The following is an 11,862-nucleotide window of genomic DNA, read 5'->3' on the forward strand; positions in this document are numbered from 1 at the left end:
GTGGAACGTGAAGAACTCGCGGGCTGGCTGCGGCTCACGCTGACGCCGGGCATCGGCAACACGGCAGCGCGCAAGCTGCTCGCGGCCTTCGGGCTGCCCTCGGGCGTTTTCGTGCAGTCGCCGGCGGCGCTGCAGCAGCTCGTGACGGACGCGCAGGCGCAGGCCCTGCTTCGCGCACCGCACGAACTCCCGGCACTGCTTGACCAGACCCTCGAATGGCTGCAAGGCACCGAAGAAGGCGCCACGCGGCGCATCCTGACCTTGGGCGATCCCGGCTATCCCGCCTCGCTGCTCGAGATGGCGGACCCGCCGCTGATGCTCTACCTGCTGGGCGCGCCGGCGCTGGATCTCACGCAGCTCGGGAACAGCGTCGCCATGGTCGGCAGCCGCAATCCGGCGCCGCAGGGTGCGTCGAATGCGCGCGCCTTCGCCCGGGCCTTCGGCGAGGCCGGCATTCCGGTGGTGTCGGGGCTTGCTTGCCCTCGGCGTCGACGGCGCGGCCCACGAGGGCGCGCTCGATGCACCCGATGACCCGGGCCGCCCGGCGACGCTGGCCGTGGTCGGCACGGGACTGGACCGCGTCTACCCGGCCAGGCACCGAGAGCTGGCGCACCGCATCGCAGCCCGCGGCCTGGAGCAGGGCAAGGAGGTGTTCGCCATTCCCGGCTCGATCCACTCGCCGCCATCGCGCGGCTGCCATGCCTTGATCCGCCAAGGTGCGAAGCTGGTCGAGACGGTGGGCGACGTGCTCGAAGAGCTGCGCCTGGACGGCGCCACGGCTTCTGCTGCTGCGAATCCGACGGCGCAGGACGCCGATGCCGACGCGGCACACGGGCTCTTGCACGACATGGGCTACGACCCGGTGAGCCTCGATGCGCTGTGCGCACGCACCCGCTTCAGCGCCGCCGAGCTGCAGGCGCAACTGCTCGAGCTCGAACTCGCCGGTAGCGTCGCCCGCCTGCCCGGCGGCCTGTTCCAGCGCGTTGCGCAGGGCTGACGGCGTCGCGTTCGAACAACGCAGCGGGCCAGGCGCGCCGAGTGGGCTATATTGGCCCCATGTTCGAAGTGCTCGTGTATGTCTACGAAAACTACTGGCGCGGCGATGCGTGTCCCGAGCCCGAGCAACTGGGCCGCAAGCTCAGCGCGCAGGGCTTCGATGCGGAAGAGATCCGCGACGCACTGCGCTGGCTCGACGGCCTGAGCCTCGCCACCCAGGGCGTGCAACTGACCCGGCACGCCGACGGGAGCAGCGCCACGGTGAGCGCGCGCAGCCCGAACGATGCCGCCTTGCCCGAATCGCCGGGTTCGATGCGCGTCTATTCGACCGCCGAGCAGGAACACCTGGGCGCCGAATGCCTGGGCTTCATCAGCTTCCTCGAGTCCGCGCGCGTGCTGCCCCCCGGCATGCGCGAGATCGTGATCGATCGCGCCATGGCCACATCGGGCGACCCGCTGGCGCTCGACGAGCTCAAGATCATCGTGCTGATGGTGCACTGGAGCACCGGCGTCGAGCCCGATGCGCTGGTGCTCGACGAGCTTTGCGACGACACGACAGGCCGCGTCGCGCACTGAAGCCGGCTAGTTCAGCAGCCGCTCCGGATTGGCATCCAGCTTGGCCAGCGCCTCGCGCGTGGCCCGCACCGTGAGCGTTTCCTCCTCGGCCGGCACCAGAAGACCCGCCTGCAGATAGGACGCCAAGCGCCCGACCTGGACCAGGAAGCTGCGCCCGTCGCTCGACGCGAACAGGTGCAATTGCTTGCGCTCGCTGCGCCAGACGAACTGGACCTGGCTCACGCGGTCGTTGTGGTCGAGCATGAACCAGGTGCCGACCTGGAGTTCGCGCGCCCACGCGAGCATGTCCTCGCCGACCTTGGTGCCTGTGTCGGGCACGATCTCGAGCGAAGCCGCGTCGACCCCGAGCAGCAGCTCGATGCTCGCGGCGTCCAGCGGCAGGTCGGTCGCACCATCGTCGTCGGAAACGAAATCCTCGAGGTTGGCCAGGCGCTTGGCCATGGCCTCGATCTTGGCCGGCGGAATGGCCTCGGTCTTCGACAGGAAGGCATCGGACAAGGTGGCGCCGATGGTCTTGATGTGCGCCTCCTGCGGATCGCCGACGATGCCCAGCAGGCTCATGCCCTGGCGCAGGCGCTGCAGCAGCTGGGGCAGGTCCTGGATCACGCGGGCGCGGTCGTTGCGGTTGGGCTTGGCGCTCGCGGCCCACACCAGGTCGGAAGCGGCGCGCTTGAGCGTCACCGTCTGCTCGTCCTGGGCGCCGTGGCGCAGCGCCGCGATCGCGAGCACCTCGGCCCAGACCTTGAACAGGAACTCGCGGATCTCCTCGCGCACCGGCATGTCGTTGAGCATCTTGCGCAACTCGATGGTGTACTGGATCGCCATCGTCTCCTTCTGCTCGACCTGCTGCGCCACGCTCATCAGGCGCTGGGTGGCATCGCTCTGCGTCAGGTACTTGTTGAGGAAGGCAACGAATTCGTCGAACACCAGCTTGAACACGCGCTGGCCGGTTTCGGGGTACTGCTCGATCACCTGGACCACGCGGCGGATCTCGCCCTCCAGTGCGCTGCCCGAAATGGCGGCGGCGTCGAAGCCCATCACGCAGGAACCCATGCGGTCGATCAGCATGCGCGCGGGGTGCTGCAGCGTGCCGAAGAATTCCGGCTCGGCGATCGCGACGCGCAGCACCGGCATCTGCAGCCGCGCGAACCACACGCGCGCCGAGAACGGGATGCGCTCCTCGGCAAGAATGGCCTGGAACATCAGCGCCACGATCTCGACCGTGGCCTTGTCGGCGGTGGTCGGCGCCTTTTTCTTGAGTTCGCTGGTGCGCCGGCGCATTTCGGCCGCGGTCTGGTGAATCGCCGTGGCCTCGTCGCCGACCACGTACTGCGAGGACATCATCTGGTAGGCCGCTTCCGCATCAGCGATCGCGGCGGCGAAGGCTGGTGCGCCGAGGCCCACACCGCCGCCCCCGCCCCCGCCACCACCGCCACCACCGTGACCGCCGTGACCGCCGCCTGCAGCCATGCTGCCCGCCGCCGCTGCGCGCTGCTGGGAGAGATCGCCGCCGATGCGCGCGGTCACGAAGCGCTTGAGATTGAGCAGCACGCCCTGCGCCCGCTGGCGTGCAAGGACCAGCGGCGAACCGCCGGTCGCGACCAGCGTGTCGCCGCCGGCAGTGCCCGGTCCGCGGCCGACGCCGATCGCCGCCGGCGCGAAGCTGCCCGGGGGCGCCCCGAAGGCAACGGGCGGGCCGCCCACGCCCATCGGCGCGCTGCCGGCATGGGCAAAACTGGTCCCGAGCGTCGCCGTGCCGGAATTGACGCTGCCCGTGCGCTTGACGAAGCTCTTGAGATCGATCTCGGGCATCACGCCCTTCTCGATCAGGAAGGCATTGGATTCCTTGTAGGCCTTGACGATCACGTCGACCAGCTGGTGCTGCACCACGTCCTGCACCTTGGTCCAGAGGCTGCGGCTCAGGCCGGCGGCCAGCCACTGGTCGACCAGCACTTTGGCCAGCGCTTCGGGCTTGAGGATGTCCTTGGCGTTGAGCTCGGCCGTGCCTTCGAGATGCTGGATGCGCAGCCGCAGGTCGTTGAGCTCGAAGCTGGCCTTGTCCTGGATCGCCTGGGCCAGGCGGGAGTACAGGATGCCGGTCTCCACCACCTCGTCGCCGATCAGTTCGAGGCGCGACAGCGAGTTGACCGAAGGCCCGCTGCCGGTACTGACGATCAACGCCTTGCGCCATGCAGTCTGCGACAGCGGCACCCAGCTCGACCCCTGGGCCTGGAAAGCGATGTAGTCGTCGCGGTTCTCCTGCATCTGGCGCACGTTGCCGGTCATTCCGGCGAGGGCGGCCAGCCGCTCGCGGATCGCGTGGGCGACCGGCGGGATCGCACCTTCGGTGGCGGCGACGAAGCGTTCGCGCGTCTCGCGAGCGAGTTGCTGGGAGGAAGCTGGAGACCGCGAGATCATGGACAGTAGCGACGGCTAATTAAAAACGTTTCAGGCGCGAGCTTGCCTCGGGAAGCGTAACCGCACAAGAGCAGGCCCCGCTCGGCAGCAACCCCAACAGACGAAAGTCGGGGCCGAGGGCGCGCCGTTCACACGGTGGCGCCTGCGTTCGGATCGTCCGGATCGCCCTCGCGCTTGACCGGCCCCTTGACCAGGTCCTCCCGCTTGACGCCCAGCCACATCGCGATCGCCGCCGCCACGAAAGCCGACGAGTAGATGCCGAACAGGATGCCGATGGTCAGCGCCAGCGCGAAATAGTGCAGCGTCGGGCCGCCGAAGAAGAACATCGAAAGCACCACCAGCTGGGTGCAACCGTGCGTGATGATGGTGCGGCTGATGGTCGAGGTGATCGCGTTGTCGATGACTTCGCGCGTCGTCATCTTGCGGTAGCGCCGGAAGTTCTCGCGCACCCGGTCGAAGATGACCACCGACTCGTTGACCGAATATCCCAGCACCGCCAGCACCGCCGCCAGCACCGCCAGCGAGAACTCCCACTGGAAGAAGGCGAAGAAGCCCAGGATGATCACCACGTCGTGCAGGTTGGCCAGCACGGTGGCGAGCGCGAACTTCCATTCGAAGCGGAAGGCCAGGTAGATCATGATGCCGACCACCACCATGCCCAGCGCCTTGAGGCCGTTGGTGGTGAGCTCCTCGCCCACCTGCGGGCCGACGAATTCGTTGCCGCGCAGGGTGGCCGATGGGTCGACCGCCTTGAGGGCGGCCATCACCTGCTCGCTCTGCTGGGCCGAGGTCTGGCCTTTCTGCACCGGCAGGCGGATCTGCACGTCGCGCGAGGTGCCGAAGTTCTGCACCTGCACGTCGGGGTAGCCGAGCTTGCCGATGGTTTCGCGCACCTTGCCGACGTCGACCGACTGCTGGTAGGCGACCTCCATCACGGTGCCGCCGGTGAACTCGACCGACAAGTGCAGCCCGCGATGGAACAGGAAGAACACCGCCAGCAGGAAGGTGATGACGGAGATCGCGTTCAGCACCAGCGCATGGCGCATGAACGGGATGGTCCGGTGGATTCGGAAGAACTCCATTTTTCTGTTCCCTTACTTGGCGTCGGCCGTGGCCTTGCTGGCGTCCGGCTTCCAGACCGTACCGATCGACAGGCTCTTGAGCTTCTTCTTGCTGCCGTACCAGAAGTTCACCAGGCCGCGCGAGAAGAACACCGCCGAGAACATGGAGGTGACGATGCCGATGCAGTGCACCACGGCGAAGCCGCGCACCGGGCCCGAGCCGAAGGCCAGCAGCGCGATGCCCGCGATCAGGGTGGTCACGTTGGAATCGAGAATCGTGCCCCAGGCGCGGTCGTAGCCCGCATGGATGGCCGCCTGCGGCGAGGCGCCGCCGCGCAGCTCCTCGCGCACGCGCTCGTTGATCAGCACGTTGGAGTCGATGGCCACGCCGATCGCGAGCGCCATGGCCGCGATGCCGGGCAGCGTGAGCGTGGCCTGCAGCATCGACAGCACCGCCACCAGGAGCAGCAGGTTGACCGCCAGCGCGATCGACGAGAACACGCCGAACAGCGCGTAGTAGAGGCACATGAACACCATGATCGCGGCGAAGCCGTACATCACGCTGTCGAAGCCCTTCTGGATGTTGTCGGCGCCCAGGCTCGGGCCGATGGTGCGTTCCTGGATGATTTCCATCGGCGCGGCCAGCGAGCCGGCACGCAGCAGCAGCGCGAGGTCATTGGCCTCGACCACGGTCATCGAACCCGAGATCTGGAAGCGGTTGCCGAGCTCGCCGTTGATCGACGGTGCGGTCAGGACTTCGCCCTTGCCCTTTTCGAAGATCAGCATCGCCATGCGCTTGCGGAAGTTCTCGCGGCTCACATCGCGCATGATGCGGCCGCCCTTGGCGTCCATGGTCAGGTCGACCTTGGGCTGTTGGGTCTGCGAATCGAAGCCGGGTTGCGCATCGGTAAGGTTCTCGCCGGTCACCAGCACCTGCTTCTTGACGATGACGGGGCGGCCTTCGCGGTCGAGGAATTTCTCGGAGCCGAAGGGCACCGGGCCGCTGCCGGTTTCGGCCGCGCGGCCTTCGGCGGACTCGTCCACCAGGCGCATCTCGAGCGTGGCGGTGCGGCCCAGGATGTCCTTGGCCTTGGCCGTGTCCTGCACGCCCGGCAGCTGCACCACGATGCGGTCCAGGCCCTGCTGCTGGATCACCGGCTCGGCCACGCCGAGCTCGTTGATCCGGTTGTGCAGGGTCGTGATGTTCTGCTTGAGCGCCGCGTCCTGCAGCCGGCGCGCGGCCTCGGGCTTGATGGTGGCGACGAGCTTCCACTCGCTGCCTTCCTGGCTGTCGGTCGTCGCGAGGTCGGCGAACTGGTCCTGGATCAGCGCCTTGGCCGCTTCCAGCCCGGCGGCATCGCGGAAGCGCACTTCGATGGTCTGGCCGTTGCGGGTGACCGAGGTGCCGCGGACGTTCTTGTCGCGCAGGCCGGAGCGCAGGTCGTTGGCGAAGGACTCGGCCCGCTTATCGATGGCGCCCTTCATGTCGACCTGCAGGAGAAAGTCGACGCCGCCGCGCAGGTCCAGGCCCAGGTACATCGGATAGGCATGCAGCGCGGCGAGCCAGGCCGGCGAGCGCGACACCAGGTTGAGCGCCACGATGTAGGGCGGGTCGCTCGGATCCGGCACCAGCGCGCGCTGCAGCACGTCGCGCGCCTTCAGCTGGTCGTCGGTGCTGGCGAAGCGCGCGCGCATCGAGGTGGCGTCCAGCGTCAACAGATCGGGCGTGAGGCCGGCGGCCTTCAGCGCCTCGGCCACGCGGGCCTGGGTGCCGGCATCGACCTTGACGGTCGACTTGCCCGCGGACACCTGCACCGCAGGCGCCTCGCCGAAGAAATTGGGCAGGGCGTAGATCAGCCCCACGAGCAGCACGATCACGATGATCGCGTACTTCCAGACCGGGTAACGGTTCATCTATTGAAACCTCAAGGACGGGGGTGCGCAGCACCCACGTTTCCGCCCTATTTGATTGCGCCCTTGGGCAGGACCTGGACCACCGCGCTGCGCTGCAGCTGCACTTCGACGCCCTTGGCGATCTCGACCGTCAGGTACTGGTCGCCGAGCTGGGTGATCTTGCCGAGCAGGCCGCCGGCGGTCGCCACCTCGTCACCCTTGGCCAGGGCGTCGATCATGGTGCGGGCTTCCTTCTGGCGCTTCATCTGCGGGCGGATCATCACGAAATACAGCACCACGAACATCAGCACCAGCGGCAGCATGCTGCCGAGCGAGGACATCATGTCGCCGCCGCCGGCAGCAGCAGCAGGCGCGGTCTGGGCGAAAGCAGAGGAAATGAACAAGGAAGTCTCCAGCAGAGGGAAGTGATAAGAGCGCGAACCCCAGCCGGGGTTCACGCTTCCGCGGCCGCATGACGCAGCCGCGCAGCGCCTGGCCGCGCACAGCATCGAACATTGTATTCGGCGGCGCTCACCTCGCCGGGGCTAACCCGGCGGGGCGTTCGGGGCTTTCAGGGCAAGGACCGGCGACCTGCCGGCGCCGGCCTTCAGGCCGCGGCGCGCTGCGACCGCGGGTCGCGCCACTTGGCCACGAGCTCGGCCCAGCGCGTGCGCGCCGCGGCCAGGTTGCGCTCCTTGACGTGGCCGTAGCCGCGGATCTGCTCGGGCAGGCTGGCGATCTCCAGGGCGAGCGCGTGGTTGCCGGCGTTCAGCCCGGCCAGCACTTCGTCGATGCTGGCGCGGTATTCGGCGATCAGCGCGCGCTCGGTCTTGCGCTCTTCGGTGCGGCCGAAGACGTCGAGCGCCGTGCCGCGCAGGCCCTTGAGCTTGGCGAGCAGCCGGAAGCCGGTCAGCATCGCGGGGCCGAACTTCTGCTTCTGCAATTCGCCCTTGGCGTTGCGCTTGGCGATGATCGGCGGGGCCAGGTGGTAGTTGAGCTTGAAGTCGCCCTCGAACATGCCCTCGACGCGGTCGAGGAAGCTGCGGTCGGTGTGCAGGCGCGCCACTTCGTACTCGTCCTTGTAGGCCATGAGCTTGAACAGGTAGCGTGCCACCGCTTCGGTCAGGCTGGTCTTGGGGAGCGCCGACTCTGCCTGCTGCACTTTGGCGACGAAGGCCTTGTATTGCCCGGCATAGGCCGCGCTCTGGTAACCGGTGAGGAACTCGGTGCGGCGCTCGACCAGGCTCTCGACCGTGTCGCGCTTCTTGAACTCGATGACCTGGCCGGGCGAGACGCGTTTCTGCAGCGCCTCGGGGCGCTGCGCGGCCTGGCGGCCCCATTCGAAAGCGGCCTTGTTGTTCTCGATCGCCACCGCGTTGAGCTCGATCGCGCGCATCAGCGAGGCATGCTCGAGCGGGATCCAGCCCTTCTGCCAGGCATAGCCCAGGATCATCGGGTTGACGTAGATGGTGTCGCCCATCAGCGAAGTCGCGGCCGCATCCGCGTCGAAGGCGCCGACACCTTCGGCTCCCACCGCGCGCGCGATCTCGGCGGCGCAGGCTTCCTGCGGGTTCTGCCAGTTGGCGTTGCGCACGAAGGCGGCCGTCGGCGTGCTGTGGCTGTTGAGCGCGACATGGGTGCGCCCTTCGCGCATGCGCGCCATGGTTTCGGCATTGACGCTGACCAGCGGGTCGCAGGCCAGCACCAGGTCGGCCGCCGCGGTGCCCACGCGCGTGGTGCGGATGTCGTCCTGCGTGTCGCCGACCAGCACGTGGCTCCAGGTGGCGCCGCCCTTCTGCGCCAGGCCGGCCGCGTCCTGCGTGACGATGCCCTTGCCCTCGATGTGGGCCGCCATGCCCAGCAGCTGGCCGATGGTGATGACACCGGTGCCGCCGACGCCCGCCACCACCACGCCCCAGACCTTGCCGCCGGCAAGCGAAGGCAGTGCAGGCTCGGCCAGCGCGCCCAGCTCGGCGGGCGTGGCGGACTTGTCCTTCGCCTTCTTCTTGAGCTGGCCGCCTTCGACGGTGACGAAGCTCGGGCAGAAGCCCTTCAGGCAGCTCATGTCCTTGTTGCAGGTGCTCTGGTTGATGGTGCGCTTGCGGCCGAACTCGGTCTCCAGCGGCTCCACCGACAGGCAGTTGCTCTGCACGCTGCAGTCGCCGCAGCCTTCGCAGACCAGCTCGTTGATGACCACGCGCTTGGCCGGATCGACGGCCGTGCCGCGCTTGCGGCGGCGGCGCTTCTCGGTGGCGCAGGTCTGGTCGTAGATGATGGCCGTGGTGCCCTTGATCTCCCGGAACTCGCGCTGGATTTCGTCCAGCTCGTCGCGATGCCGCACCTTCACGTCCTGGCCGGGCACGTTCACGCCTTCGTACTTCTCCGGCTCGTCGGTGACCACGACCACCTTGACCGCGCCTTCGGCATGCAGGCTCTCGGCGATCTGCAGCACCGAATGGCCCTCGGGCCGCTCGCCGACCTGCTGGCCGCCGGTCATGGCGACCGCGTCGTTGTAGAGGATCTTGTAGGTGATGTTGACGCCGGCCGCGATGCTCTGGCGGATGGCGAGCAGGCCGCTGTGGAAGTAGGTGCCGTCGCCCAGGTTGGCGAAGATGTGCTGGTCGGTCGTGAAGGGCTGCTGGCCGACCCATGGCACGCCCTCGCCGCCCATCTGCGTGAAGCCGATGGTGGAACGGTCCATCCAGGTCGCCATGAAGTGGCAGCCGATGCCGCCCATCGCGCGGGAGCCCTCGGGCACCACGGTGCTGGTGTTGTGCGGGCAACCCGAGCAGAACCAGGGCTGGCGGCCCGCGTCCGAGACGCCGGTGGCCTGTGGCGCGGCCATGGCGCGCTCCTTGGCCTCCAGGATGGCCAGTTGCGCATCGATGCGCGCGGCCATGTCGGCGCCGGCGGCAGCCAGGAGGCCGCTCTTCTTCAGGCGCTGGGCGATCGCCTTGGCGATCAGTGCCGGGTTCAGGTCGGCGTTGGAGCGCAAGAGCGTGTGCGAAGTCGGATTGGGCATCGACCATTCGCCGCCGGAGTAGCCCTCGACCTCGTACACCTCGCCCTCGTCGAACTTGCCGACCACGTTGGGCCGGACGTCGGCGCGCCAGTTGTAGAGCTCTTCCTTGAGCTGGTATTCGATGACCTGGCGCTTCTCCTCGACCACCAGGATCTCCTGCAGGCCGGTCGCGAAGGCGCGCGTGAGCTGCGCCTCCAGCGGCCACACCACCGCCACCTTGTGCAGCCGGATGCCGAGCTGGCGGCAGGCCGCGTCGTCCAGGCCCAGGTCGATCAGCGCCTGGCGCGTGTCGTTGAAGGCCTTGCCGCTGGCCATGATGCCGAAGCGGTCGTTCGGGCCTTCGATCACGTTGTGGTTGAGCCGGTTGGCGCGGATGTAGGCCAGCGCGGCATACCACTTGTAGTGCATGAGCCGCGCTTCCTGCTCCAGCGCATGGTCGGGCCAGCGGATGTGCAGGCCGCCGGGCGGCATCTGGAAGTCGGTGGGCATCACGATCTCGACGCGCTCCGGGTCGATCATCGCGGTGGCGCTCGACTCGACGATCTCCTGGATCGTCTTCATGCCCGACCAGATGCCGGCGAAGCGGCTCATCGCAAAGGCATGGATGCCGAGGTCCAGGATCTCCTGCACGTTGGTCGGGAAGAACACCGGCGTGCCGCAGGCCTTGAAGATGTGGTCGCTCTGGTGCGCCGCGGTCGAGCTCTTGGAGATGTGGTCGTCGCCGGCCACCGCGATCACGCCGCCCCAGGGCGTGGTGCCGGCCATGTTGGCGTGCTTGAAGACGTCGGAGCAGCGGTCCACGCCCGGGCCCTTGCCGTACCAGATGCCGAACACGCCGTCGTACTTGTTGGTGCCCGCGGGCGAGAAGCCGAGCTGCTGGGTGCCCCAGAGCGCGGTGGCCGCAAGCTCTTCGTTCACGCCCGGCTGGAACACGATGTGCTGTTCCTTCAGGTACTTGCTGGCCTTCCAGAGCGCCTGGTCGTAGCCGCCGAGCGGCGAGCCGCGGTAGCCGCTGATGAAGCCGGCCGTGTTCTTGCCGGCCTGCTTGTCGCGCAGGCGCTGCAGCATCGGCAGCTTGACCAGGGCCTGCACGCCGGACATGAAGGCGCGGCCGTAGTCGAGTGAATATTTATCGTCGAGCGTGACCGTTTCTAGGGCCTTGCGGATGTGCTCCGGCAGCGGTGCGTTCATCTTCGTTGTCTCCGTTGGCTGTGCCTTGTGGGCGTGGCGGTTGGGTGGGGAGCGAGGCGTCCGGGTAGGAACACTCCCCGCAGCCATCATGCTCGCAAAGTGTATGCCTGCCGCCTTGATAGGTGTTTGCGTTCTTTGCCCGTTCAAGCAGGCTTTTTGGAAGGATCTTGCTTAAACTAGGCCTTCATGGAAAGCATTGACAAGTTTGACCTCGCGATCCTGCAAGAACTGCAGGCCGATGCCCGGCTCACCAACGCCGAGCTGGCGCAGCGCGTGGGGCTCTCGGCGGCGCCCTGCTGGCGCCGCGTGCGCGCGCTGGAAACCGCCGGCTACATCCGCGGCTACCACGCCGAGATCGACCGCCACAAGATCGGCCTGGGCGTGCTCGCCTTCGTGCGCCTGGACACCGACCGCGCCACCGGCGAGGTCACGCGCAAGATCGAGGAGGCGATCCGCAAGCTGCCCGAGGTGGTGGCCTGCCACTACATCAGCGGCACCGGCATGTTCGAGCTGCAGGTGGTGGCCGAGGACCTGGACGGCTTCTCGCGCTTCGCGCTCAACAGCCTGATGCACCTGCCCAACGTGAAAGACCTGCACACCAGCTTCTCGCTCGGCGAGGTCAAGGCCAGCCGCGCGCTGCCGCTGGGCCACCTGGCGAAGAAGCCGGCGAAGTCCGGGAAGCCGGGCGCGGGACAATAGCGGCTC

The 11,862-nt window shown here is 67.8% G+C and carries 7 protein-coding genes and 1 pseudogene; 3 read left to right on the forward strand and 5 right to left on the reverse strand.

Features of this window, described 5'->3' with window-relative positions:
• A pseudogene (locus ACSQ9A_RS27045) lies at positions 1 to 997 on the forward strand (DNA-processing protein DprA).
• Positions 998 to 1,056: 59 nt separating this feature from the next.
• A complete protein-coding gene (locus ACSQ9A_RS27050; RefSeq protein ID WP_436305956.1) occupies positions 1,057 to 1,572 on the forward strand; it encodes a DUF494 family protein in 516 nt (171 codons plus the stop codon).
• A gap of 6 nt (positions 1,573 to 1,578) precedes the next feature.
• On the opposite strand, the gene ACSQ9A_RS27055 is transcribed toward ACSQ9A_RS27050, so the two are convergent.
• The 5 genes from ACSQ9A_RS27055 to ACSQ9A_RS27075 all read right to left on the reverse strand — a co-directional run bounded on the left by ACSQ9A_RS27055 (position 1,579) and on the right by ACSQ9A_RS27075 (position 11,157).
• A complete protein-coding gene (locus tag ACSQ9A_RS27055) occupies positions 1,579 to 3,990 on the reverse strand; it encodes a DUF1631 family protein (protein ID WP_436305957.1) in 2,412 nt (803 codons plus the stop codon).
• Between the two features lie 128 nt (positions 3,991 to 4,118).
• Positions 4,119 to 5,072, reverse strand: a complete 954-nt coding sequence (gene secF, locus ACSQ9A_RS27060) for a protein translocase subunit SecF (RefSeq protein WP_214695092.1) — start codon at positions 5,070 to 5,072, stop codon at positions 4,119 to 4,121.
• A 12-nt stretch (positions 5,073 to 5,084) separates the two neighbouring features.
• A complete protein-coding gene (gene secD / locus ACSQ9A_RS27065; RefSeq protein WP_436305958.1) occupies positions 5,085 to 6,965 on the reverse strand; it encodes a protein translocase subunit SecD in 1,881 nt (626 codons plus the stop codon).
• A gap of 47 nt (positions 6,966 to 7,012) precedes the next feature.
• Positions 7,013 to 7,348 carry a preprotein translocase subunit YajC gene (gene yajC / locus ACSQ9A_RS27070; protein ID WP_436305959.1) on the reverse strand — a complete coding sequence of 112 codons (336 nt, stop codon included), beginning with the start codon at positions 7,346 to 7,348 and terminating at the stop codon, positions 7,013 to 7,015.
• Positions 7,349 to 7,551: 203 nt separating this feature from the next.
• The gene (locus ACSQ9A_RS27075; RefSeq protein ID WP_436305960.1) at positions 7,552 to 11,157 is read right to left on the reverse strand and encodes an indolepyruvate ferredoxin oxidoreductase family protein; all 3,606 of its coding nucleotides are present in this window, start codon (positions 11,155 to 11,157) and stop codon (positions 7,552 to 7,554) included.
• 186 nt (positions 11,158 to 11,343) lie between these two features.
• On the opposite strand from ACSQ9A_RS27075, the gene ACSQ9A_RS27080 reads away from it, so the two are divergent.
• A complete protein-coding gene (locus ACSQ9A_RS27080) occupies positions 11,344 to 11,856 on the forward strand; it encodes an Lrp/AsnC family transcriptional regulator (protein WP_093108646.1) in 513 nt (170 codons plus the stop codon).
• The last annotated feature ends 6 nt before the right edge of the window (positions 11,857 to 11,862 follow it).

It is taken from the genome of Variovorax sp. LjRoot290 (genome assembly GCF_964253985.1).
Taxonomy (GTDB): domain Bacteria; phylum Pseudomonadota; class Gammaproteobacteria; order Burkholderiales; family Burkholderiaceae_C; genus Variovorax.

Bases quoted from the DNA above. Each gene is read 5' to 3' on its own strand.
- secD (WP_436305958.1), bottom strand. From the start codon at position 6,965: ATGAACCGTTACCCGGTCTGGAAGTACGCGATCATCGTGATCGTGCTG.
- ACSQ9A_RS27075 (WP_436305960.1), bottom strand. From the start codon at position 11,157: ATGAACGCACCGCTGCCGGAGCACATCCGCAAGGCCCTAGAAACGGTC.
- secF (WP_214695092.1), bottom strand. From the start codon at position 5,072: ATGGAGTTCTTCCGAATCCACCGGACCATCCCGTTCATGCGCCATGCG.
- ACSQ9A_RS27050 (WP_436305956.1), top strand. From the start codon at position 1,057: ATGTTCGAAGTGCTCGTGTATGTCTACGAAAACTACTGGCGCGGCGAT.
- ACSQ9A_RS27055 (WP_436305957.1), bottom strand. From the start codon at position 3,990: ATGATCTCGCGGTCTCCAGCTTCCTCCCAGCAACTCGCTCGCGAGACG.
- ACSQ9A_RS27080 (WP_093108646.1), top strand. From the start codon at position 11,344: ATGGAAAGCATTGACAAGTTTGACCTCGCGATCCTGCAAGAACTGCAG.